Raw genomic sequence first — 25,203 nt, 5'->3', positions numbered from 1 at the left:
GCAACTACAAGGAGATGCTGTCTGCCTTTTTATTTTTCAGGCGGCATCTTTTTTTCGTAACTGTCGGTAATCAGTATTGCACCTTCATTTTCACGCCAAGTGGAATGAAACGGAATAAGTACACCACCACACTGCAGGCATCTTGATCTTAGTGCGGAGTGGAAGAGACGAAATATTACAAACAAAAATACCCTACAGGATAGACATTTTTCATAGTGTCTTCCTGTAGGGTATTTTTTAGCTAAAGCCCTTTTTCATGTTCGTTTAGTAGCTCCATTCAGCTTTCCCATTTTCGGGATGATGATAAAAAACAAACACACGACCGCAAGCGCTAGAATGATAACAAGCAAAATCGTCAGGTCAAAATGAAGCGAGGGCTCCGCTTCTTCTTCGCTTGTCATTCGCTTGCCGTCCTCTTTGAATAATCCAAGCTGTTCGGCCTTTGAAGCGATGGTATTATTATTCTCCGTTACTGGGGAAAGAAACAGTGAATCCGTCACCGAATCGACGGCATCATATTTCCCCCTTTCAAAGGAAAGGTCCTTTTGTTCCTCAGGCAGTCTCTGCTTTTGCTCCAGCAACCCCTCCTCATGGAAATACTCCGTTTGAATATCAATATCCTTTTCCTGATATTCGTTGGGCTCGACCATCGGCTCCTCGGCGTGGCCATGCGGATGATCGATAAAGAACAAAATGAACAAGATATACCATACATATTTATTCCGCTTCATGGGCCATTTCTCTTCTTTCTGTAAAGCGCTTCACTATATAGGGAATGACCGATCCGATGAGCGTCAGTATCATCAAAATGATGATGGCCGGAATGAATGCCGACTGATCACCGAATTGGATGGACATGTATACGTCTGCAACCGGATGATCGACGTTGAAATTAGGCATGATCAAATCCAATAATGGAATCATGAAGAAACTAATCAAACCAATCACCAGCATCGCCCCGACAAACGGCCCGATGGAGAAGGCAAGCCGGGTGCATGCAGAACAGAAGAATAACAGCAGGACGGTGAAAACGGTCCATTTAATCTCCTGCATATCCCCCAAAGGATATATTTTCAAGCCATAGATGCTGATGATCAAACCTACAATTAAATTCAATAAAGCGTTCAGTGCTGCATGGACCATCATTGGAAGGGATCCATAATGATGCAGGAAAAAACCGATCAATAAGCCGGAAATGAGGATGATCACCAACATGACGATCGGCGGGATATTGACCTTTTCCTGCTGAAGGACTTCTCCGCTGATTTGAACGGGATTCGCTAAATACTCATACACATACCCATTCTGCTGATCATCGACTAGCGTGTTATTCAAGACACTGTATACGTCCGTCTTGATTTGAACGGTCGAATCCACGTTTTTTGACCAATTATCATTAAGCTGATCGGCCCTTTCCTGTACGGAGCCCACTTTCACTTGCAGGTCGGCGGTATCCTTCGTAACCGTTTCTTGACGCTCGGCCACCGAATTGACAAGCTCGGAGATGAAGCCGACAGTTGTCGCTGTATTATCTTGAAGCGTTACAAACATTTCACCATCAAGGTTCAACGGCGGTTCCGTTTCTATTTCAGGTGGCTCCATATGATCCGACATTTGGGCAGATACTTCTTGAGCACGTACGGTAATTGCCGCCAACTCAGCTAACGTTGCTTCCTGCCCCGCTTTTACGTTTGCATCATATTCCTTCATAAAACCTAAGATGGAGTCGGAGAACACTCCGAAATTATCATCGACTCCTGCTAAACTTGTTTTGACGAGTTTCGCTCCCTCATCCACGTTTGGGGAAACCCCATTTTTCAGGTTTTCCAATTCCTTTATATTGGCTGCAAATATTTTATCGACTTTCGCTGCCGTGACTCGTTCAGCCAATTCACTGTAAGATGACAGCGAGCCATAATAGGATAGGAGCTCATTTGCATTACGGTTGGTGATGGAATCATTAAAGACCTGCACCAGCACCGCGCGCCTTTCTCCCCCCACTTTTTCAAGGAGGCTCTGCTCGGAACTCCTGATCTTCGCGATGGCCTCGTCGATGGTCATATTTTGGATGTTCTGCAGCTCCTCTATATCCTCCTGTGACTTTTTCCATTCATCGCCAAGATCCTTGTAATCGGAGCCAAGTTCATGATAATCAGCTTGTAGCTGCTTATGCTGTTCCAGCAGTTGATTATATGAATCTACCAGTGCATTGAACTCCGTTATCACTTGATTATAATTCCCGGTTCTGCCGTTCACCGTTCCGCTGAGGTTATTGATTTCTGCTTGGAGTTCTGCTGTAAGAATATTGAGTTGCTCAGCAGCTCCTTCACTCCCCTCAGCCGGCACCAAACCTGCAAGGGCCGATTGGATGCCATTGATTTGGTCCAGTAATGCCTGCAGCGAGAGCTCATCGATTGGATCCTTCTTTGTAGGGGCATCTGCCGCCTCCCCCATACCCGTTTCAGTCTCGATATCCTCTATCTTTGCACCGTTCCCTCCAGTGGCATCCGTCCCATCGCCAGAGCCGCTTGCAAGGTTTCCTCTTTGCGCAAGCATGGCAGCCTGAAGCTTATCAAGGTCTAACTCTTCCGTTTGTTTGAATTGTTCAATCGAGCTTTGTTGTTCTTGAGAGATTTTCGAAATTTGATCGACTTGCTTTCCTTTCAGGTTTGTTGTGAAGGTTTCCAACTCAGCATTGCTGGAGTCCAGCCTCTCCTTCATGATCCCGACGTTTTCACTAAAGTCTTTGTCATTTAGGCTGTACTTGGCACTCATTCCTTGCTGAATCTCAGGAATCTGTTGGCTCCCCTCATCCAACACCTTGCCATAAGCTTGCACACTGTCCTTGACTAGCTGCTGATTTTGGCTCGAAGCGTCCATGAAAAGTTTGCTTTGATTTTTTTGATATTCCTCGAACGAGGCGACATCTTTTACGAAGGAAGCCATTTGGGCTTTTGTATGACCCATTTCATCCATGGTTTCATTACTCGTCTTCCCGGCATCCTTCGTTTCGGCGAATACCCCTTCAAGCATATCCTTATGCTGCTTTATACTCCCGGCAAGGCTTTCCGAGCTAGGTGTATAGAATTCATACATCGTATTTTGAAAGGCGATTTCCTTTGCAAGGACATTATCGAATTTCTTGCGGATGTCCTCGACTGATTGGGAAACATAACTCCAATACTGTGTTGAAATATGCTTGTTCATTTTGCTTTTTGTCTTTTCTAATTCCTTTTGTACCTTTTCCATATTCTCTGCATTTAAACTTGTTTGTACCTTATACTTTATCCCCGCCTTGATTGGCCGTTCATCATTGAACGTATAAATATTCTTTGAAAAATCGGACGGGAAGTAGATAACGGCATCATACTTTTCATTGGCAAGCCCGCTTTCAGCCGTGCTTCGGTTAACTACGATCCACTCATATTCAGAATCCTTGTCCAATGTCGTAACAAGTTCCGAACCGACGTAAATCGGCTTTTCATTGAATTCAGTGCCATTATCTTCGTTGACGATCGCGATTTCACGGGATGCCGTTTCCAGTTTCTTCATTGGATTTTGACCAATATAAGAAAAAAACAAAATTGGCAGCGCTAAAATCACGAGTATTTTAGCGATTAACAGCACCGGTTTAATTTTTTCAGACACTCTCGTGCACTCTCCTTCTTTCTTCACTTAATGGAATTTGAATTTTACATTCCCGGCCATTTTGGACAAAGTATCCGTAGCCCGGCTGAATTTCTTCTTCTTTTCTCGAATAAGAGAGTGTATACAGGCTTTGGTCCGATTTTTTCAGGAGCAAGACTGCCTGCCTGACTTGCTTCAATTCCGTTGTCAATGAATCATACCCCTTGGTGAAGTCATTGGCATTTCCAGCGACGATCAGTCTGAAACCAAGATGACTATACTGCTTCATCATCCCGCTGATTCGATCCTGGATCCTGCCATCGATCGTTTGCTGAAACCGGGAAATGCTATCAATTACAAAAATGATGGCTTTGTATTCCTCTTGCTCCATCGGTTTCAACTCCAACGCTGCTAGGTACTCCCTTTCACGCTCTTCAAAGATTTCCGTAATATGATCGAGCCACTCCGTTATCTGATCTTTTGTTTCCACATAACGTACCTTTTCAATCGGAGCGTATGAGGATAAACCACGGTCGATTCCGTCAAATAAGCCTATTTCGCCAATCGATTGTGTCAGCAAGGACTCCATGAGCACTCTTAGCACATTCGTTTTTCCTTTCCTAGACTGACCGAGGACAAGCAAGAATGGATCGACATTCAGCTCCACACAAACAGGTGTAACGCTCTCCTCCGAAAGACCGATCGGGATGGCCTCTTTCTTGATGGCTTGTGTCCAGTATTCCTTGAAAGAGCCGGTATCAAGGTGCGTCGGCAACATCGCAATGGCCGGCGGCTTAGGGTATTCCCGGTACTTCCCTTTATGTTCAGCGACAGCCTGTTTCATTTCTGCCAGAACGGCTATATCATCGGCTCCATCGGCTGGTAAATAGACCTGCACGAGATAAGTTTGATCTTTTTTCACCAAAGCTCGTCCCGGGACCGGTTCATTTTCATAAGGGGTTCTGCCCAGGACTGAATATTGTTCCGAACTGTCCATTAAATAATGAACCACTTTCGTCTTAAGGTTATTCATCAATGGCTGGCGAATGGCATTGATTCTAGTCGCCGTCAAAATCATGAAAATCCCCAGTGATTGTCCGTCACGTGCAAACTGGATCAATTGCGCCTCCTGATCTTGCATCTCATCCTTCACTAAATCGAAATTGTCGACCGTGATATAAATAATCGGCAATTTCTCCTCCGCTAACGCGTTATAAAGCTTGATGTTACTAAGCTCCTTTTGCGAAAAAAGCTGCTTGCGCCTTTCGATTTCCGCTTTCATGAATAGCATGAATTTTTCAATTTTCCTAAGCTCATCGAATCGGAAGTAATCCCCTGTATGGGGCAGCTGGCGCAATGGCAGTAACGCGCTATTGCCAAAATCGAACAAATAATAATGTAGTTCTTCAGGAGAGAATTGATCGGCAAAGCTAAAGAGCAGGGTCAAAGCCGTAGTTGATTTACCGTATCCGGAAGAACCGAATATCCCGATATTTCCATCCTCCAACCAGTTATAGATATAATTTGTCTGGCTTTGCAATTCCGGTTCATCCTTCATTCCGAGATGGATTTGATTGCTCGTCAGGCTGCTTTCACCGCTTCTCGATAGGCGAGCTTGAAGGGGCGGAAGCCATGGGCTTGCCAGCTTCTCGATCTTCATTTCTGCCTGTGTCGCCACGATATGATCGGCAACGGCTTCGATTTCACTGATTTTTTCTTTCCTTCGACTAGCAGCCTGTTCCGAAACACTCGAGATTTGAACTAGGCCAAGGTCGGTGACCAGTGCCACCTCGTCCTCCGATCCCGCCGTATCCTCCAAATAAGGGGCACCGCTCCATGCTGACTGAAACAGTTCGTACACCTCGTTATTGCCTACCTGCAAATATCCCCGCCCCGTGACCGTGATATTTGCGGCATCGCCATTTTTAAGGATTTCCTTGCTATCATTGGCATCCTGCACCTTTAGGGAAATCTTGAAGCGGGCATTACTCCATATCTGGTTATCTATGACACCGCCGGGCTTTTGCGTGGCAAGAATCAAATGAACACCCAAGCTTCGACCAATTCTGGCAGTGCTGACTAATTCACGGATGAAATCCGGCTCCTCATTCTTAAGCTCGGCAAACTCATCTGATATTAAAAATAAATGCGGCAACGGTTCTTCCGCTTTTCCTTCTTTGTACAAATCCGTGTAGTCGTTGATGTGATTGACTTCATATCGATCGAATAGGCGCTGGCGTTTTTTCAATTCGCTATTGATGGAGGCAAGGGCCCTTGCGCTGAAGTTCTTGCTTCCCTCAATATTCGTAATCACTCCAAGCAGATGGGGAATCTGCCTGAATGGCTGCGCCATTCCCCCGCCTTTATAATCGATGAGCAAAAAGGCTACTTCATGTGGATGATAATGAACGGCTAACGATAGGATGTAGGTTTGCAGCAGTTCACTTTTCCCCGAACCCGTCGTCCCAGCCACCAATCCATGAGGTCCATGCGCCTTTTCATGCAGATTCAATTCAACTCTATCCGTTCTTCCTTTCAGACCAATCGGTACGGCCAAGGATTTGGAGGATTGGTTGGTAAGCCAGTTCTTGCCGATCGGCAGGTCCTCCACTTCTCGTGCCCTCAACAGTTCCAAAAAGGACACCGTTTCTGGGATTGAATTGTTCATGCCCTTTTGATGATCTAGTGAGCGCAGCGTCCGTGCAAAACGCTCATTACCTTCTCTAGCATGGACATCAAGTGTAAAGGGAGTATGGACAGCCTTCGATTGCTGGATGAGAATATCACCTTGGCGATCGTTTATATACTTCACGAGTGTATGAACATTTTCCGTCAAACTTTCTTTTGCATCGGCAGCAAAAATTGTCGAGATGCCCAAATCATCCGCTCTGCCTTCCAAGTATTCCAATATGACATGCTCAGCAATTAACTGGCGATCCGTAACGATGAAGACAATATGAGGAGTGAACCTCGCTTTTCCTTTGTTTTCATCCAAATCCCGCTCCCTCAAAAGCTGATAAATCGAAGTCAATAGCTGATCGCGTGATTGTTCATTGTATATGAATCCTCTTGCATAGGCGTGAGGCAGTTGAAAATGGGGAAGCCATTTCATCCATTCCCATTCCTGGTAGTCGGTTTCCGGAAAGATGGCCACAAACCGGACATCATGATAACTATGGAAAAATGCCAGCTGCCCAATCAATTGTTGCAACTCCCGTTTAACGATCGACTCCTTTCCGACAAGCCCCATCGATCCATGAGATAAATCGATTGATAACGGAAGAGCCTCCAGGTTTTTGTATACATCGACAAGTTCCTGTGACCGCTCGAGTAATTCATCAATTTCTCGATTGGACATATCGTTACTGTTGACCGAGACCTCATAGCTTGACGATATCGTCGCCGTCCCGATCTTAAAGTGGAGTGCGTCTTCACTTTCCAAGGTTCGCTCCCATATACGGTCACTGATACTTTCGGTTAGCTGCTTCATCCTTTCGAAGGATGGATAATGATAGAAAAGCACATTCCTTTGCTTTTCAGAAAGTTCTTGCAGTTCCTCCCGTTTTTGATCTAGATATCTTGTGTAGACACGTTGGCGTTTTTCTTCCCTGAATTTTTGTTTCTTTTTATCTTTAAAGTATTGTGCCGTCGAGGTTACCAAAGTCGTGGTGAACATCACAATCGATATGATGATGAATATCCCCCGCGGCTGAACGATCGTAATGACACCCATGACAATCAACATCATCAGCGGCGGCATCAGGATGAGCCATAACCCTCTATTATTATCTTCCGATTCCTGGCTCGGAAATGAGATTGTCACTTTCTCGTCAGGCAAATCATAGATCATCCTTGGAGTCCGGCGAAATTGGGGATAGCTTTTCTTCATTTCCGAGATCGGCTTCTTCATTTCAGGTAAGGATGTTGCATAGGTTTCGGCACTATGAACCATTAGTAAGTCGCCTTCAATCAACCTCAGTGTCATATTAGGCAAAAAAATGAGATCGCCATTTTGAATGGGTGCTTTTGCTGCCAGCCTTTCACCATTCAGGAAAACCCTGCTTTTTTCATCGGGCATTAGAAACCATCGCCCTCGAAGAAAAACCATGGATAAGCCATTCCACGAAAGGGTTCCTTCCTTACGGAAAGTGGCTTCCGCCTTGTGTGATACAGTGATTTCTTTCAAGTTGCCGATATAATAGAGGCTTTCTTCCGATTGTCCTGCTATATAAAAAATATCGACCGTTTCATCTCCCTCACGAAACGTGAAGCTCTGTAACGGCTTTACATCACCAAGCTTCTTTTCTCCTCCATATACCTCATATTCATGGAGCCCATCCCGTTTTCTCAGCTCGATAGATCCATGTTCGAAAGGCAACGAATGGATGCGGATTGTATCCTTTTTTGCTGGCCCAATCGTAATGGGGCCGTTATGCTGATCCTTGATCGTATAGGATTGGTAGGTTCGCTGGGAATAAATCCATAATAAACTCATATAATCTCACCTCCGCAAAAGGCAATATGCTCACTCTTTGCTTTTCTCTTTTTCATCAGATGTTTTTATTGAATCCTTGCTTTCTTTCTTTTCAACTTCCTCTTTTACTGCTGGCTTAGCTTCTGCTTCCGCATCGGATTTCTCCAGGTTCTGTCCTTCCTGTTCATCCAATTGCTTTTCCAATTCCTCTTTTTCCTTTTTATATTGGATCAGCTCCGTATCGACTTCTTTAAGTTGCGTTTCCTTTTCTTCTCCAGATAGCCGATCATCCAGCTTAATCTGTTCTTTCTGGTTGATCAGCCCGTACATGATCAATTCGCGGTCCTCCATGATTCTCGCCAAATCGATCGCGTCCTCGTTCTCCCCCCTGCCTATATAAATCCAATACAAGAGATACTGACTATCGGTCTGCAAGGTGATGGCATTTTCGACATTCTTCCTCGCGGCACCCTCTAACGGTTCATAAGTGACATAAGACCTTGCCAGTTCATATTGAACGACATACGGCATTTTCCTTGGATCATAATTTTCCAATCGGTCAATAACTTCACTATATTTTTGCGTTAGGAAGCTTTCACCGCTTTCTACGTATGCAGTATGTCTTGGCTGGGAGATGAAAAGCGTATAAATCGTAAAGAACAGCAATGGCACAAGGGCGATCATCGTTCCCATAAGAGTATACCGTGCCGTTTTCCACTTCTTTTCGGGGATATGCACAAATGCTTTTTCTTCCTTCTCCAACGCATCTATTCGAGATTGAATGATTGTGGAAAGTTCATCCCAGGTCCCGGCAGCCAATATGCTTTGTGCTTCGTTCGATAGCTTCAGTGTTTGATGGTAAAGCAGGTACTCTTCGAATGAATGTTGCCCATCCACAAGCGCCGAAATCGTTGCCTTCGTTTCTTGAAATAACATATCCTGATCCTGCTCATAGGGAGGCAGACTGTCCCTTACACCGTAATGGAGGAAATACGGGGACATACTTGAATCAAAAACGATATTTTCCGGACAGACGGCAAGCATCAACCGAGTCAATTGATGATTTCTGATCTTCTTCACGATTTGATAAGAAGATACCCATTGGCGTATCACATTTTTCTCTCTTGCCCTCGAAAAAACAAAAAAAGAGGCTGGTGGATTTACTCTGATCTGCACCTCATCCTCTGTCACTTCTATATGTCTCTGGAGAGCATCATCAGCTTCATGGATAAGCTGCAATTCCAGCCGATCTTGCATCGATAGTTTCGCCCGTTGAAAAACGAACATATAACCACTATCATCCTTCACCATATGTGTTGCGATTTTTTTCTCCAGATATGAGGAACTCAACTCGTCCATTTTATGTACTCCTTTACCCCTGCTAAAGGGCTTTAGACTTTTATCCTATTATGAGGCCGCACTGAACCACTAAAGGATCTCAAGGCGATCCCCAGTCGTAATCCCGCTATCGAGCAGGGTGTCATAACCTGAACATACAAACTCTTTATTCTGGACCCGCACCCAATAGCCCTCCTTAGGTGTAAGGGCAATATCCTTAAGCTGCCATACTATTTCGATAACCTTCTTGATGGATCGGTAATCCGACACTTGCAAGTCGAATACTTCACCCGTATACCTCTTTAAATCGATCGTTAATTGAATATATATAGAGCCCACCTCATTTCAAGCAAAAAAACACCACGATCTTCATAAAGAGTCGCGGCGCTTTTTCTAAATAATTCTTTATCATTTATGACCTGAAGATTATCCGCGAATTTGACTAGCAATCTGGTTATCTGTGTCCTCAAGGATCTGAGCTGATTTATGCAATTGTTGAGAAACTTCATTCAACAATCGGGCCATATCCATGAATGAAGGCTTCAATTCCTCGTATTGCCCGACGAAAGCCTCACTGGAAGAACCTTCCCAAATGCCAGTTAAATGATCTCTCATTCTATCTAAACGACCAATGATATCCGTAACCTGCTGGCTCTCATTATCATATTGTCTAGCTACATCTTTCAGTTCTGAAGGTGTTACGCGAATTTGTGACATAGTAAAAATCCTCCTTTTATCTTATAGTTACATTTTAATGGAACCATACAAATTCTGCCATATAAATAAGAACGAAGTCGAAAAATGGTAAAAAATGATTACGTAAATTAACCTAATTCTGGAATCACTAAAGTCTATGTACCTGTTTTCTTAAGGCACTAAACTTTTTTTTCATGAAAATTTCAAAGGTTTTACTTTTTTTCGAAAAAGAAAGTTCCTTTTACCCACTATTTCAGAAGCCTTGCTCAAATATATGATTCTAGTCATAACCATAGTGACTTTAGACTGGAATTAATCAAACGTTTGATTAATATTCGAAAAAACACCAGACTTATCAGCAACTCGGATTCAAAAAAGGACATCCGACAAAACGGAAGTCCTTTTTACAAATATATATGAAGCTGATGCGGCTTTATTCAGCCTTACTCAGTTTTATTCGGCCTTACCTCAACTTAATTCGACCTTACTCCAGATTTATTTGGCCTATCTCCGATTAATTCGACCTTACTCCGATTAATTCGTCCTAACCTCAACTTAATTCGACCTTACTCCAGATTTATTCGGACTTACTACGAACGAATGACCCGTTCCAAAAAGTGTTTTACAAATCGTTCGGCATCGACTTGCGTGCAGACGCGGATATTGGATTCGCGGTCAGGCTGACCGATTGTCCTGCCTGTCTCTTCGCCTTCGGTCACCACTTTGACGTTCATTTGTACTGTACTTACGAAACCTGAATCGATCGCAACCCCTACTGCAAGTGGGTCATGAAGAGCGCAACCGCCCAAGCCTGGATGGGAGGAATCATAAGCCTTCATATAATAATCGGTCATTTCCGCAAGAAATTGGGCAGATTCCTTACCAGACGCACGCCATTCACCAAGCTTCGATTTCGGTAAACACGTTTGCAAGGTCACATCAAGCCCCACCAATGTTACTGGCAGACCTGATGAGAATAAAAGTTCGGCAGCATCGGGATCTGATAGGATGTTCGCTTCAGCAAAGGGGGTTACATTGCCCGGTACTCGTACTGCACCGCCCATTATAATCACCTCTTTGACGAAGGACATGATTTTCGGGTCTTTTTTGATCGCCAAGGCGATATTGGTCAGCGGGCCAACTGCAATGACCGTAATTTCATGGGGGCGGCTTTTCACTTGATCGATGATGAAATCCACTGCATTTCCTTGTGATGCTTGGAGGGATGGTACCTCCTTACGTGTATTTCCCAGTCCGTCCTCGCCATGGACATGCTTCGGGTATTTCTTCTTTTCCCCGCGGTTCAATGTTTGATTGGCTCCGCTAAACACCGGTATATGCCGATCTAACTTTTCCAAAACAGTAAGCGTATTACGAGTCGCATCCTCAACGGCCACATTGCCGAAGCAAGTCGTGAAACCGAGCACCTCCAATTCTGGAGAATGTAATGCGTATGCCATCGCCAGGGCATCATCAATTCCTGTATCAACATCGAATATGATTGGTTTCATTTTTTCCACACCTTCCTGATTCAATATGTACCACTGCTTATTTCTTATGTAGCAAACAAACCTTATTCACAACTTTACCATTCCATAATATGCAGTACCAGACAAAGGTGGACACGCCTATCATTTGACAATCGGTGATGGTCTTGACTCATGATTATTGGAACAGCTAAAATTGTACATAATGACTGCATTCTTTAATCCGATACATGCAAAATGATGAACTTATGATAGTCAAGGTGGAAAAGATAAAATGAAAATGTATAAGTTAATCAAAGAAGAATCTTTTGCGTACAAAAAAGGAACAAAATTCTTTTTGATTTCGCATTCCGAATTCATCGGTGTCAAAAGCTATGTGCTACTGGCTGAAGATTTACAAGGGAAGATTGAAGTAACGGAAGAAGAATTGACAGGCAAGTTCGTTTCCATCCATTAAGCCCCCTTCATTCATAACAGTCTGTAGCTTGTGATAACTAAAAAAATAGGGAATCTCTAATGAGATTCCCTCAGTTTGTAGACAAAAGGGGTTCGGAATTAAAAAATTCCGAACCCCTTTTGAAATTCCTTTGAAATTTTGACCAAAGGTTACGAGATTTGGGCTCTTCGAGCCACTATGTTAAGCCATTTTAGGACCTTGCCATGTCCAAGTGGCCATCTTCTTTAAATTCATGGCAGCGAAAGTAAGCATCGCCTGCATCGACAATTTTTTAAGTCCCCTTAAAGTAGTCCAACGCATACCATGCTTTTCTTTTGCATCTGCGAATACACGCTCAATCGTTTCTTTGCGTTTCGCATATATAGGTTTTACCTCTTGATGATGACGCAGATGATCTGCTTCTTCCACATATGCTTGCCAGATATGCCGTGTCACTACTTTTTGATGGTCTTTGCTTTCCGTACACCGTGATAAAAATGAGCATGTTGCACAAATTTGTTTGGGCGATTTGTATTCGCGATAGCCCTCTTTATTTGTTGTTGAGTACTTTAAAGTTTCTCCCGAAGGGCAAAGGTAACAATCAAAGTGTTCATCGTAAACATAGTCATGTTTGCGAAAGAATCCTTCTTTTGTACGAGGACGTGTATAGGGTAAAGCAGGTGTGATTTCTTTGTTAAATAGGTAGCTTGTAATCGCTGGTGTTTTATAAGCTGCATCTGCGGCAACTGCTTCTGGTTTTCCAACTTTCTCAATCACTTGCTCAACAAGTGGCTCCAAAATATGACTGTCATGTGTATTACCAGGTGTTACAATCGTTCCCAATACAAAACCGTTGCCGTCTGCGGCCGCATGGAATGAATAGGCAAACTGTTTTGTTCGTTCATCTTTCACATAGTAGCCACTCTCAGGATCCGTAGTACTTTCTTTAATTGCTTTGGTTTCTTCCTTATCAAATTTATCTGGTGGAAAAGGCTTCTTTCCATGGTTTTCACGATCTTGATTGATTTCTTCTTGAAGACGTCCTTGATACGCTCGTGTTTCTTTACGAACGATTTTCTTTTCAAATTTCCGTTTATTCGCACTGGCTTTCACATGGGTGGAATCCACGAAAACGTGTTCTACACTTATTAACTTTTTATTAGCAGCTGTCATTAAAATGCGACAGAAAATCTGTTCAAACAGGTCTGTATCTTTAAAGCGTCGCTCATAATTTTTTCCGAACGTAGAGAAATGAGGTACTTTATCATGGAAACCATAGCCTAAGAACCAACGGTAAGCCATATTGGTTTCAACTTCTTCAATCGTTTTACGCATGGAACGAATACCGAAGGTATATTGAATGAAAGTCAGTTTAACTAAAATAACTGGATCAATACTTGGGCGTCCTACCTCTGAGTACATATCTTTCACCAAGTCATAAATGAAAGTGAAGTCAATGGCAGCCTCCATTTTACGAACCAAATGGTTCGGTGGCACCAGTTGATCTAAAGTAATCATTTCAAGTTGATCTCGCTGAATAGAATCATGTTTAGAAAGCATCCTCATCACCTCAAGTTTTAATCCTTCAATTTTAAAACAAAAATGACTCCAGTCAAAAGTGTTCTATCTAAAAGGTAAGACAAAATTGATTGGAACGGAAGGTACGAGACTCCTGCGGGAAAAGCGCGTCTAGGGGAGACCCCGCAGGCAAAGCCGAGGAGGCTCCCCGACCGCCCGCGGAAAGCGAGTGCCTGGAGTGGAAATCAACGTCTAAATTGTACAGGCCATAAAAATAGACAAACTCGATTTTCATCGAGTTTGTCTACAGTCTGAAATAGGGAATCTCTAATGAGATTCCCTATTTTTTAATTACTTTAAGTCTTCGATCGAATCGATCTCTACATAATCAGGTACGACCAGACCATTTTTCGTTCCTTTTAAGTTTGGTCCAAGGTTGACCAAATCGGCTTTGTACTTATCATAGTACTCCATATGTGTACTTGGAAGCCAACCAGCCACCATGGCATCGGCACTTCCGTTTGCCACACCGGCGAACATTGGTCCCACCTCAACTTGGCTTAATGTTACGTCATACCCGTTTTTCTCCAATACCTTGCCAATTACATTCGTGCTGGCAATTTCAGTATCCCAGGCAACATAAACCAATTTGATTTTTTTACCATTTCCTGGCACAGCATCCTTGGTCCATTTGGATACCTTGTCCTGATGTTCTTTTATCCACTTATCTGCTGCTTCTGAAGGAGTCATTCCTTCTGCAACATTAACCATTACATTTTCCATATCTTTCGTTTCCCAGTAGAATTGATCAAGAATTTTATAGGCTCCTGGCGCATCCTGTTCAAGACCTTTTCTGGCGATCGAATTGATATTTTCAGCTCCGCCGTATGCTTCATCCGGATCTTCGAGATATTTCAAGTCATATTTCGAGAACATCCAATGCGGTGTCCAGCCTGTAACGACGATTGGTTCTTTTTTATCGATTGCCTTTTTCAGTTCAGCTACCATTGCAGCCGAAGATCCTTCGACAAGCTTCCAATCATCTAGCTTATAATCGGAAATAGCGGTTTTGGTTTGCTTCATTATTCCTGCTCCAGGTTCGATTCCGATGATTTCATAATTGGCTTTGGCAGCAAAACTGTTCTCATCGCCTTTCACACCCGTGTCTTTTGCAAACGTAGTGAATAGTGCAGTAGCAACCACGAGTATCGCAAGAACGATTACAATGATTTTTCTGCTAACGATGTGCTCGTAAGCCGGCTTACGAAGATTTTGCGTAATACGATCAAGAATGATTGCTATGATGACGATGGATAGTCCTGCTTCGAATCCTTGTCCTACATTTATTTGGCTGACAGCGCGGTAAACATCTGCCCCAAGTCCTGGTGCACCGACCAATGAAGCTGTAACGACCATGGAAAGTGCGAGCATGATGCTTTGGTTTACCCCTGCCATGATCGTCGGAGTGGCCAAAGGTATTTGTACCTTGATTAACTTCTGGCCGCTAGTCGAGCCAAAAGCATCCGATGCTTCGATCAAATCATTGGGCACTTCCTGAATTCCAAGATTCGTCATCCGGATTGTCGGTGCGATTGCGAAAATGAATGACGCAATGATTCCCGGCACTACCCCTATTCCAAAGAATAATATCGAAGGAATCAAGTAAACGAATGCGGGCATCGTTTGCATGAAGTCCAAAATCGGGGTGACGATCTTGCGCACTGTATTATTTTGGGCGCACCATATCCCAATCGGTATCCCGATCAGTATCGTTAGGAATCCTGACAATAACACGATAGCCAGTGTTTGGATGCTTGATTCCCAATAACCAAGATTATCGATCAATAGCAAGCTGATAAGTGTAAAGATTCCCAATGGCCATCTGCTTGTATAAGTAACCAAAAGGGTTAGCACTACAATCAATACGATGGATGGTCCGGCACTCATTACGTCGACAAGTATATTTAAAAGTCCTTCAATCACATTCGTAATCAGTGTAAATAATCCAGCAAATACAATAGTTATCCAATCCACTAAAGAATCGACCCAAGCTCCTAGTGGGATTTTCGGCATATTCATTGAATTATTCACTCTCCATTTCATTCAAGGAATCTTTATTACCTGCCAAGGCACCGATAACGGCACCGCGGAGAAGAATTCCTTTAATTCTTTTTTCATCATCTACGACAGAGATCGGCAAGCTTGACGTTGCCATCACGTCCATAAGGTTTCCTAGTAATTCATCTTCTTTGACTGTCGGGATATCCGTAGTCATCACTTCGGAAATCGATTGATTATTGCTCATGGCCTGACGCGCTTGTTCAGCTGTCACCGCCCCCAATAATTTCTGCTTCCTATCCACAACGAAAATGCTTGAATATCCCTGTTTACGCATGATTTCCAAGGCAACCCTCGGTCCTCTGTCAACTGAGATTTTCTCTGGTCGGATCATCACATGAGATGCTGTCAATACTTTTGATAAATCAACATCTTCGACGAACTTCTCGACAAATTCATTGGCTGGATTCATCATGATTTGTTCTGGTGTTCCCAGCTGAATCACGCTTCCATCCTTCATAAGCGCGATCCTATCCCCGATTCTCAATGCTTCATCAAGATCATGGGTAATGAAAATGATCGTTTTTTTATACTGATCTTGAATTTCAACCAGCTCATCCTGCATATCTTTACGTATTAGTGGATCAAGGGCGCTAAAGGCCTCATCCATCAATAATACGTCCGTGTCGCTTGCAAGCGCCCGCGCTAATCCGACCCTTTGCTGCATACCGCCGCTAAGTTGGGATGGAAGCTGATTTTCATAGCCCTTCAATCCGACCGCCTCAAGCGCCTTCATGGCTTTATCATGACGTTTTGCAGGATCGACCTTCTGGATTTCGAGCCCGAATTCCGCGTTTTCCAATATCGTTTTATGCGGGAATAAAGCAAAGTTCTGAAATACCATGCTTATTTTCTTTTGCCTGACCTCTCTTAAACGGGCGGCGTTCATCTTTACGATATCTTCTCCGCCAATCAATATTTCACCAAGGGTGGGATCGATCAAGCGATTGAACATACGGATCAACGTCGATTTACCGCTTCCGGATAGACCCATGATGACGAATATTTCTCCAGGGTAAATCTCGAAATTCACATTATTAACGCCGACAGTCTGTCCCGTTTCTTTCAGTATTTCTTTTTTCGATTTGCCTTGAATCAATAAATCTGTTGCAGCTTTTGGAGATTTGCCGAAAATTTTCGAGACATTTCTGACTTCTACATATGGCTTCATCAAGTCACCTCATTCTAATAGTTGCCCATATGATTCAGTTTTGCTGAATTTCCCCGTTTTATGCGAGTGATGATGATTAATACACACGTCCCTTGAAATAATCGGAATGTAAAAAACGATTCTAGCTCTACACTTTTTCTTATGTTCCATACTATATATTCCATACTATATATAGATCAAAAAAAGCGGATTTGACACATATATGAGGGGCCTTCTTGTAATGTATTGTTCCCAAGAAGGAATTCTTTACTTGGATTATATATGCGTGATTAATTGAGCATTTCCAGTAGGAAAAAGAGGTGTAATCACAACTGAGGGAACAAGCAGGCACAACCTATACCACCTGTAACATAAACGATTTCCACTTAGAGACATTGTCCAGGCGTCGGACAAACGATTACCCTCTAAAGTACTTCATTTTCCTAAAACCAGGTGGAATAATACTTGGTATGACACCAAAACGCATTGAAAATAATATAGGATTCCCATGTGTCTATTTTGAGTATTTCAAGCAGGGAAAAGAGGTGCAATACTACTGAGGAATCGAACAGGCACAGCATATACCAACTGAAATATAATGGTTTTTATTTTAAAGCTTCGGTCAGTCCAAGCACATGGACTGAACCTTTATCCCTAAAGTACTTCATTACCTTAACAAACTATGAATATTAATTCAAATGATGTGCGGCCGGATTCCTGCTTATAATGGCCAAAATCACATTCCCTTACTAGGGTTCCGGAATCTTGAGAAAACGTTGATATACCAACGTTCTGGCAAGCCGAAAAAATAAAGTCCTACCCTCCGCCGTAATTTTTTTCAGTTTTTTTCGATTTGTAAAGTTCCAAAAAACCCCAGAAACACTTTTGGAACATCCCACCTTTGGATAATCCCGTATCTTATTCCCCCAAATCCTCAAAATAAAACCTTGAAATAATTTCCTATTTCAAGGCTTTCATCCATGCGTTACACATTCCTATGTTCATCGAAATTTATCCGGCATTTTTCTAACGGAATCACTTTCGTTTTTTTAACGAATTTATAGCCGAGCCACATTACCAGAAAAAACGGGATGCCAAGATAAGCTGCCATTACGCCCGCCCAATTAATGTGGTCTCCCATGAATGCCTGATAGTTTTGCGCCATTAAAACGAAGAAACATAGGGCAAAGGAAAATATCGGACCAAAAGGGAACCATTTTGACAGATAGGGAAGATCATTTAATGAATGCCCTTGAGCGATGTATGCTTTCCGAAACCGGTAATGACTTGCCGCTATGCCAAGCCAAAAGATAAAACCCGTAACTCCGACTGCATTCATCAGCCAAACATAAATCACTCCATCACCGAAAATGGATGCAAAAAATGCCAGCATGCCTACAAGTGAAGTGACGATCAGTCCCCAGATGGGAACGCCTCGCTTGTTGAGCTTTCCGAAAAGTTTTGGTGCCAGCCCTTCATTTGCCATCGAGTACAACATCCGGCTTGTCACATAAAGACTTGAATTACCTGCTGATAATACTGCCGTTAAAATGATGGCATTCATCACTGAAGCTGCAAATGCCAGTCCCACTTTTTCAAATACCATCGTAAACGGGCTGACCATGATTGTGTGCCCCTGAAGACTCCCATTTGTATAGGGAACGATCAGGCCGATAACCAGGATGGCTAAAATATAAAACAGGAATATCCGCCAAAAGATGCTGCGAACGGCCCTTGGAACATTCTTTGCCGGATCTTCACTTTCACCCGCTGCCACACCGACGATTTCGGTTCCTTGAAAAGAAAAACCAGCCGCTATGAAAATTCCCAATGTCGCCAAGAACCCGCCAGCGAACGGGGCGTCACCTACCGTGAAATTTTTAAAGCCGATCGCCTCTCCGTTCATGATTCCGAAGATCATCAGTATACCGACCACGATAAAGATGATGATGGTCGCGACCTTGATGAGTGAAAACCAATATTCCCCTTCTCCATACCCTTTCACGGATACGTAATTCAATAGGAATATCAAAACTAAAAACATGGAACTCCATAAAAATGATGGACTGTGCGGAAACCAGAATTTCATGACCATCGTTGCGGCAGATAGTTCCGCGGCAAGCGTCATCGCCCAAGTGAACCAATAGTTCCAGCCAAGCGCAAATCCGAGGGCGGGATCGATGAACCTTGTGGCATATGTACTGAAAGCACCGCTGACTGGCATGAATGATGCCAATTCCCCCAAGCTTGTCATGATGAAATATACCATGATGCCGATGACGGCATATGCGACCAACGCCCCGCCAGGACCTGCTGAATGGATGGCTGGGCCACTTCCGAGGAAGAGCCCCGTTCCAATCGCACCGCCTAATGAAATCATCGTCAGATGGCGCGCTTTCAGTTTTCTTTGCAAAGAATGTGGCGGCTCGTTTTGCTCATTTTTACCGGGCAGTTGCAATTGGCGATTTTCCAAATTAAATTCCCCTCCAACCATGCATTTTTAATCTCTCAAAATCTTGTCGATTTTCACTGCATCCAGGTCTTTTTCTCTAATCAAGAAGATACTTTCGGGTTTTTTGGAACTATGTACTTTTTCAAACGCCGCCAGGCCTACAAACCCGGTAAGGGGCTCATGGGCCTAGCGTTTAGAAGAAAACCGTCCTATCATTATGTGGTATGCAAGGTCCCATGAATGAACGAATTCCAGTCGATTTCAAGTAACCAGCTAGCCGCTGCTTCGATATCCTTAGCGAAGACGCGATCTTGTGTAATGCTCGGAATGATCTTTCTTGCTTCCGTATAAAAATCCTTCGTGAATGGAGCCATCTTTTCCGTTCCGCGGTACTCCACCGCTTGCAGGGCACAAATGAGCTCTATCGCCAAAACGCGGCGGACGTTTTGGATGATTTGATGCGCGTGCCGCGATCCAATAGTCCCCATGCTTACATGATCTTCCTGATTCGCTGAAGATGGAATGGAATCCACACTAGCCGGATGGGCGAGTGTCTTATTTTCAGAGACGAGTGAAGCGGCGCAATATTGCATGATCATCGCTCCCGATTGCAAGCCAGGCGACGGACTCAGGAATGGCGGTAAATCATTCAACTGGGGATTGACGAGTCGCTCGATCCGGCGCTCGGAAATGTTCGCAAGCTCGGCAACGGCGATTTTCATGAAGTCCATCGCAAACGCTATCGGCTGGCCATGGAAGTTTCCGCCTGAAATCACCTTTTCACCATCATCGAATATAAGCGGATTATCCGTTGCAGCATTCATTTCAATTTCCAGTTTTTCTTTGACATAATCGAGAGTTTGCCATGATGCCCCATGAACCTGAGGAATGCACCGAAGCGAATACGCATCCTGTACCCTGAGCTCCCCTTGCTTGGTGATGAGCTGGCTGCCATGGATCATGCGGCGAATCCGTTCCGCGACCTCCGTTTGCTGGCGATAACCGCGGGCAAGATGAACATCCGGATCAAAGGCGTCTTCAATGCCGCGCAGCCCTTCTAACGTCAAGGAAGCAATCGCCTCCGTTTGATGGGCAAGCTGTTCCGCTTCGATATAATTGACCAGGCCCATCCCCGTCATCGCCTGCGTTCCGTTGATTAATGCCAATCCTTCTTTCGCTTTAAGCGTCAGCGGCAGAATCCCTTCTTTCGATAATGCGGTGATCGCCTCCATTCGGTCACCTTTGTAGAACACTTCTCCTTCCCCCATCAATACCAGCGCCAAATGGGAAAGAGGCGCCAAGTCGCCGCTCGCCCCAAGTGAACCTTGCTGAGGGATGACCGGATGGACCCCGGCATTCAAAAGCTCGATCAAGCGTTCGATGACCACAGGACGCACCCCGGAGAACCCTTTTAAGAGCGCATTGGCACGGAGTAGGACCATCGCTCTTGAAACCACCTCAGGAAACGGTTCGCCTACACCGCATGCGTGAGAATGGATCAAATTCCACTGCAGCTGCTCTGCATCACCTGCATCAATCAGCACATCGCTGAATTTTCCGAAACCTGTTGTAATCCCATAGACGACTTTCTTTTGTTTCACGATATTCTCAACCGCCTCCCGGCTTTTTTCCACCTTCTCGACACTCTCGGCTGATGCCGTGACGAATGCCCCTCCATACAATACTTGCTTCGCATCTTCAATCGTTAAAGTTTGGCCTGTTAACGTAATCATTTTCCTGCACCCCTCATCCTTTTTTCACAAACAAAAAGGAGGCCATATTGACAGACTTATCCAGTCATCAATACAGCCCCCTAATTCACTAATTAACTATAGGCTTTTAAATATTTAAATGTGGTTAATTCCCAAGCCAACCGCTTCATGCTCGAATCCCCGAACCGGTGCGCCGATCGTTCCATACACGGCGACTGCAATCCATTCGCCCTCATCACCGTTCTTGAAGGGCCTGCCTCGGACGATTGCAAACCGAAGGCCCGCCGTCCTCAATAGACCGCCAAGCTCGACTTGGCCTCGAGTCACCCCGTGCAATGCCTCGATGATCGCATGGTACAGCGCATGCATTTCACGATATATATCGGGATTGACCAGTCCCAGCCTTTTCGCTGATGTCTCGATGGCTGCCACAATTTTCTGCAGCTCCATCGAACCGACCTTCCCTTTTCCATAAAGCCAATCCATTCGCTTTAAATCATTCGTTAATGAAATTTCTTCCTCTTCTTCCGCAAACGCGTACATGATTGCATGGCGCCCGATTCTTCTGTCGAATTCCTTAGTCATGCAAGGACCTCATTTTCAATTTTCTAAATTGACTAATAACTACATATTATTGTAAGCGGGTACAAGCCGTCCGGTCAACCTCTTTTTCAGATTTCTTTTTATTGCGAGACTTTCATCCCACTACATGCATATTCGGGCTACAGGCTTCGCTTCCTGAAATTTGACTCTCTTTCCTCTTCATCCAGCGTAAAACAATGTTAAAATCTTGCTTTCCGCGGGCGGCCCTGGACTCCGCTTTGGAACAAAAAAGAGGCCGCCTGCAAAATCAGACGGCATCTCCTTCCAGTTTATATGGTACAACCCTTGCACAACTTCAATAGCTAAATGTTTTTCACAAGCAAGTAAATGAAGTACGGAGCTCCTAGAATCGAGACGATGATCCCCACCGGCAGTTCCATCGGGGCCATGATGACCCGTCCCAATGTATCGGCGGATAACAGCAATAAAGCACCTAGGATTGCAGTCAATGGCAATAATCTTGCGTGTGTCCCCCCCACTAGCCTTCTCGCCATATGCGGGGCGATCAGACCTAAAAAGGTTATGCCCCCGCCCACGGAAACACATACACCAGCCAGTGCGACGGAAACCATCAATAATAACCTGCGTTCCTTTTCTATCCGTACACCGACGCCGATGGCGATCGAATCACCTAACCGCAGAACGTCCAATACTTTTGATTTATAAATGGCGAAAGGAATCAAGACAACCAACCACGGTAATAACGCCCAGACAAACGTCCAGTTCGTGCCCCAAATCGTTCCCGATAACCAGATTAATGCCTTCATGAAATTGTTCGGTTCCATTTTCATCTGGAAAATGACCAAACCTGCTCCGAACGCGGCATTGATGCCGATCCCGACCAGTAATAGCCTCGCAGGCGTCACCTGGCCTTTTTTCCAGGAAAGAACATAAATTAAAAACGCGGCAATGAACGAACCAAGCAAGGCCGTGATGGGCATGATGAAAACGGAAGATCCTCCATTGAAGAATGCAGTGCCCTGGAAAAAGAACATATAAAGGACGACCGTGAATCCTGCTCCTGCGTTGATGCCCAATATGCCAGGGTCGGCTAATGGATTTTGGGAAACGCCCTGTAAAATCGCTCCCGAAACGGCAATCCCCATTCCTACAAGGATCGCCATGACGATCCTTGGCAAACGGAAATCGAAAATGGTCAATTCATTTTCAGCAGTGCCATTTCCTAATAATGTTGATATAACATCCATCAGCGGAATCTTGAGGTATCCTGCGTTAATACTGATAAAAAACACAATTATGGTTAAAATGCTTGTTAAGGCAAGCAGCTTCTTAAAGCGTCCCTCATTGGGGCCGGAATGCTTCGGCATCATAGTCCCCTCCCTTCTTTACGAGCTAAATAAAGGAAAAAGGGAACGCCAATGATGGCTGTGATGGCCCCGACAGGCGTCTCGAATGGGGCATTCACCATCCGTCCAACGATATCGGCAACCAGCAATAGCACGCCACCAAGAATGGCGGAACAAGGGATGATCAGCCTATAATCATTCCCGACCAAAAACCTGGTGATATGAGGAATGACCAGGCCTACGAACCCAATCATGCCTGCAATCGATACTGCAGCTCCGGTCAGCAGCAGCACCGCAATCATTCCTATAAGCTTCACGATTCCGGTATTTTGCCCAAGTCCCTTTGCCACCTCTTCCCCTAAGCTAAGAATGGAAATGGAGCGGGAAAGAACCAAGGCTACCAATATCCCCACCACGATAAATGGAAGCGTAAATAAAACATGCTGCGGCTGCACACTTGAAACCCCTCCGGCAAACCAATAGCTGATATCTTTTGAAATATTGAATTTGATCCCGACCGCAGTTGAAAGCGAGCTAAGCAAGGATGCTATCGCCGAGCCGGCGAGTGCGAGCTTGACAGGCGTTATGCCGCCCCTTGAATACGATGTGATTCCGAAAACCAATGCTGCGCCCAACCCTGCACCGGCAAAAGAGAACATCATTAAGCCCAGATACGTTATACCCGGCATGACCACAAGCGCAATCGCAATGAAAAACGATGATCCGGCGGTTACACCCAGTATGGAAGGATCAGCCAATGGATTCCTCGTCATTCCCTGCATGATTGCCCCTGAGACGGCTAACGCCGCTCCTACACACACTGCAGCGATTGCCCGCGGAAATCTTAATTGGCGAATGATCGTATGAGCGGGATTGTCTTCATCAAATTGAAATAATGCATTATATACATCACGATAGCTCAAATCGGCGGCACCGAGATTGATTGAAGCAATAATCGAAACGAGTAAGCATGCAAGGCCCACTATCATGATGACCAAGCTGGTTACTCTATTTTTATATGTATTTAGTGGTATCTTGTCGATTTTTGTTTTTGAATTCATCTGTACAACTACTCTCCAGAGGGATTATCCCTAAAAAATAACGATTGACAATGAATGATTTCTATATTTAAATTAATTGAAATCGAGAATCATTATCATGCATAGATAATTTTATCATATTTTTAGGGGGATTTAAATGTATAACGTGATAAGCAAGAAAAAAATGCTGCAACTTTTGGGCGCTGGACTGTTAGCCATTTCATTGGCTGCCTGTGGTGATGAAGGAGCGAAGGATAGCCAATCTTCGACAAATAAAACGGATCAAACTTCCAATAAAGATAACCAAGAAGAAGTGAAGACAAGAACGTTAACGGATGCAATGGGACATAAAGTCACGATTCCGGCCAAGCCGAAGCGTGTCATCGCGTCATACCTTGAAGATAATCTTGTCACATTGGGTGTTAAACCAGTCGCGCAATGGAGTGTAAAAGATGGAGCAAGCATTCAAGGGTATTTACAGAAGGACCTTGATGGGGTTCCTACCATTCCACACGACCTTCCATTCGAAGCTGTTCAAAAAATGAAGCCGGACTTGATCATCATGGACTCTGCAAGCATGGTCGAAGGCGGGAAATATGAGCAATACAATAAAATCGCCCCTACTTATGTAATCGGTACCGAGGTGAACAATGATTGGCGTGATGAACTTAAGCGCGTTGGACAAGTGTTCGGCAAAGAAGATGAAGCCAAGAAGGCTTTAGACAAGTACGAGGCGAAAGCTGCAGAAGCTAAAAAAACGCTTGAAAAAGAAACGGACAACCCTTCCGTGGCAGCCGTTTGGCTTGTCGGCGGCAAGTTCTTCGTCGTTAGTGACAACCTATCGAGCGGAGCTGTCATGTATGACGATTTAGGCTTGAAGGAACCGGGTGTTGTCAAGGAAATTTCCGCTAGTGCAACAGGAAATTGGAGTGCCATTTCATTAGAGAAATTAGTGGAAATGGACGCCGATCACCTATTCTTGATCAATAGCGATACATCCACTGGCTCAAAAGCACTTAATGAAGCACTATGGAAAAGCATCCCTGCTGTAAAAGCAGGAAATGTACATGAGTTTTCTGCCGACGAAAGCTGGTTATACACAGGACCTATCGCTAACGAACAAATCATTGATAATGTGTTAAAAAGTTTAGTGAAATAAAAATCAAGGCTATCACATCTGGTGATAGCCTTGATTTTTTTAATAGCTCGAACTCCTATTTCCGTTTTCGTCGATATATCTCGGCT

Annotated in this window: 17 protein-coding genes; 2 read left to right on the top strand and 15 right to left on the bottom strand. The window is 44.2% G+C overall.

Annotated elements, in window-relative coordinates; genetic code table 11:
* Positions 1-254: 254 nt before the first annotated feature.
* The 7 genes from essA to MHI53_RS02010 form a co-directional block, all read right to left on the bottom strand.
* Entirely contained in the window at positions 255-731 is a 477-nt protein-coding gene (gene essA, locus MHI53_RS02040) for a type VII secretion protein EssA (protein ID WP_340372644.1), read from the bottom strand.
* Positions 718-3,648: a type VII secretion protein EsaA gene (gene esaA / locus MHI53_RS02035; RefSeq protein WP_340372643.1), complete on the bottom strand. Its 2,931-nt coding sequence runs from the start codon at positions 3,646-3,648 to the stop codon at positions 718-720. Before esaA ends, essA begins: the two co-directional genes overlap by 14 nt.
* Positions 3,641-8,122, bottom strand: a complete 4,482-nt coding sequence (gene essC / locus MHI53_RS02030) for a type VII secretion protein EssC (protein ID WP_340372642.1) — start codon at positions 8,120-8,122, stop codon at positions 3,641-3,643. Before essC ends, esaA begins: the two co-directional genes overlap by 8 nt.
* 30 nt (positions 8,123-8,152) lie before the next feature.
* Positions 8,153-9,460 (bottom strand): type VII secretion protein EssB, encoded by a 1,308-nt coding sequence (essB, locus tag MHI53_RS02025; protein ID WP_340372641.1) that lies wholly within the window; start codon positions 9,458-9,460, stop codon positions 8,153-8,155.
* 69 nt (positions 9,461-9,529) lie between these two features.
* On the bottom strand, positions 9,530-9,769 hold the full coding sequence (locus MHI53_RS02020) for an EsaB/YukD family protein (RefSeq protein WP_061143206.1): 240 nt from the start codon (positions 9,767-9,769) through the stop codon (positions 9,530-9,532).
* A 96-nt stretch (positions 9,770-9,865) separates the two neighbouring features.
* Positions 9,866-10,156 (bottom strand): WXG100 family type VII secretion target, encoded by a 291-nt coding sequence (locus MHI53_RS02015; RefSeq protein WP_061143192.1) that lies wholly within the window; start codon positions 10,154-10,156, stop codon positions 9,866-9,868.
* Between the two features lie 569 nt (positions 10,157-10,725).
* Positions 10,726-11,646, bottom strand: a complete 921-nt coding sequence (locus MHI53_RS02010; RefSeq protein ID WP_340372640.1) for a nucleoside hydrolase — start codon at positions 11,644-11,646, stop codon at positions 10,726-10,728.
* A 250-nt stretch (positions 11,647-11,896) separates the two neighbouring features.
* On the opposite strand from MHI53_RS02010, the gene MHI53_RS02005 reads away from it, so the two are divergent.
* Complete coding sequence (locus MHI53_RS02005; protein ID WP_061143190.1) at positions 11,897-12,079, top strand: hypothetical protein; 183 nt, start codon at positions 11,897-11,899, stop codon at positions 12,077-12,079.
* Positions 12,080-12,259: 180 nt separating this feature from the next.
* Here MHI53_RS02005 and MHI53_RS02000 read toward each other — a convergent pair whose 3' ends face one another.
* The 8 genes from MHI53_RS02000 to MHI53_RS01965 form a co-directional block, all read right to left on the bottom strand.
* The gene (locus tag MHI53_RS02000) at positions 12,260-13,618 is read right to left on the bottom strand and encodes an IS1182 family transposase (RefSeq protein WP_340372639.1); all 1,359 of its coding nucleotides are present in this window, start codon (positions 13,616-13,618) and stop codon (positions 12,260-12,262) included.
* A gap of 309 nt (positions 13,619-13,927) precedes the next feature.
* Positions 13,928-15,655 (bottom strand): glycine betaine ABC transporter substrate-binding protein, encoded by a 1,728-nt coding sequence (locus MHI53_RS01995; protein WP_061140633.1) that lies wholly within the window; start codon positions 15,653-15,655, stop codon positions 13,928-13,930.
* 4 nt (positions 15,656-15,659) lie between these two features.
* Positions 15,660-16,865: a glycine betaine/L-proline ABC transporter ATP-binding protein gene (locus MHI53_RS01990; RefSeq protein WP_061140632.1), complete on the bottom strand. Its 1,206-nt coding sequence runs from the start codon at positions 16,863-16,865 to the stop codon at positions 15,660-15,662.
* A gap of 964 nt (positions 16,866-17,829) precedes the next feature.
* Positions 17,830-19,224 (bottom strand): amino acid permease, encoded by a 1,395-nt coding sequence (locus tag MHI53_RS01985; RefSeq protein ID WP_260320088.1) that lies wholly within the window; start codon positions 19,222-19,224, stop codon positions 17,830-17,832.
* 287 nt (positions 19,225-19,511) lie between these two features.
* On the bottom strand, positions 19,512-21,029 hold the full coding sequence (hutH, locus tag MHI53_RS01980; RefSeq protein ID WP_340372638.1) for a histidine ammonia-lyase: 1,518 nt from the start codon (positions 21,027-21,029) through the stop codon (positions 19,512-19,514).
* 114 nt (positions 21,030-21,143) lie between these two features.
* Positions 21,144-21,593, bottom strand: coding sequence for a hut operon transcriptional regulator HutP (hutP, locus tag MHI53_RS01975; RefSeq protein ID WP_061140629.1), 450 nt, complete (start codon positions 21,591-21,593; stop codon positions 21,144-21,146).
* 320 nt (positions 21,594-21,913) lie between these two features.
* Positions 21,914-22,939 (bottom strand): iron ABC transporter permease, encoded by a 1,026-nt coding sequence (locus tag MHI53_RS01970; protein ID WP_061140628.1) that lies wholly within the window; start codon positions 22,937-22,939, stop codon positions 21,914-21,916.
* Positions 22,939-23,907, bottom strand: coding sequence for an iron ABC transporter permease (locus MHI53_RS01965; protein ID WP_260320087.1), 969 nt, complete (start codon positions 23,905-23,907; stop codon positions 22,939-22,941). Before MHI53_RS01965 ends, MHI53_RS01970 begins: the two co-directional genes overlap by 1 nt.
* 208 nt (positions 23,908-24,115) lie before the next feature.
* Between MHI53_RS01965 and MHI53_RS01960 the strand changes: the two genes are divergently transcribed.
* Positions 24,116-25,117 (top strand): iron-hydroxamate ABC transporter substrate-binding protein, encoded by a 1,002-nt coding sequence (locus MHI53_RS01960; protein WP_061140626.1) that lies wholly within the window; start codon positions 24,116-24,118, stop codon positions 25,115-25,117.
* The last annotated feature ends 86 nt before the right edge of the window (positions 25,118-25,203 follow it).

This window comes from Peribacillus sp. FSL E2-0218 (genome assembly GCF_037992945.1).
GTDB lineage: Bacteria > Bacillota > Bacilli > Bacillales > DSM-1321 > Peribacillus > Peribacillus simplex_B.
The sequence above is the reverse complement of the archived record's forward strand: the minus strand, read 5'-3'. Positions and strand labels throughout refer to the sequence as shown.

Excerpts from the sequence above, each read along its gene's own strand:
- essA (WP_340372644.1), bottom strand. The coding sequence starts at position 731 with ATGAAGCGGAATAAATATGTATGGTATATCTTGTTCATTTTGTTCTTT.
- essC (WP_340372642.1), bottom strand. The coding sequence starts at position 8,122 with ATGAGTTTATTATGGATTTATTCCCAGCGAACCTACCAATCCTATACG.
- essB (WP_340372641.1), bottom strand. The coding sequence starts at position 9,460 with ATGGACGAGTTGAGTTCCTCATATCTGGAGAAAAAAATCGCAACACAT.
- MHI53_RS02015 (WP_061143192.1), bottom strand. The coding sequence starts at position 10,156 with ATGTCACAAATTCGCGTAACACCTTCAGAACTGAAAGATGTAGCTAGA.
- MHI53_RS02010 (WP_340372640.1), bottom strand. The coding sequence starts at position 11,646 with ATGAAACCAATCATATTCGATGTTGATACAGGAATTGATGATGCCCTG.
- MHI53_RS02005 (WP_061143190.1), top strand. The coding sequence starts at position 11,897 with ATGAAAATGTATAAGTTAATCAAAGAAGAATCTTTTGCGTACAAAAAA.
- MHI53_RS02000 (WP_340372639.1), bottom strand. The coding sequence starts at position 13,618 with ATGCTTTCTAAACATGATTCTATTCAGCGAGATCAACTTGAAATGATT.
- MHI53_RS01995 (WP_061140633.1), bottom strand. The coding sequence starts at position 15,655 with ATGAATATGCCGAAAATCCCACTAGGAGCTTGGGTCGATTCTTTAGTG.
- MHI53_RS01990 (WP_061140632.1), bottom strand. The coding sequence starts at position 16,865 with ATGAAGCCATATGTAGAAGTCAGAAATGTCTCGAAAATTTTCGGCAAA.
- MHI53_RS01985 (WP_260320088.1), bottom strand. The coding sequence starts at position 19,224 with ATGATTTCATTAGGCGGTGCGATTGGAACGGGGCTCTTCCTCGGAAGT.
- hutH (WP_340372638.1), bottom strand. The coding sequence starts at position 21,029 with ATGATTACGTTAACAGGCCAAACTTTAACGATTGAAGATGCGAAGCAA.
- hutP (WP_061140629.1), bottom strand. The coding sequence starts at position 21,593 with ATGACTAAGGAATTCGACAGAAGAATCGGGCGCCATGCAATCATGTAC.
- MHI53_RS01970 (WP_061140628.1), bottom strand. The coding sequence starts at position 22,939 with ATGCCGAAGCATTCCGGCCCCAATGAGGGACGCTTTAAGAAGCTGCTT.
- MHI53_RS01965 (WP_260320087.1), bottom strand. The coding sequence starts at position 23,907 with ATGATAGTGGGCCTTGCATGCTTACTCGTTTCGATTATTGCTTCAATC.
- MHI53_RS01960 (WP_061140626.1), top strand. The coding sequence starts at position 24,116 with ATGTATAACGTGATAAGCAAGAAAAAAATGCTGCAACTTTTGGGCGCT.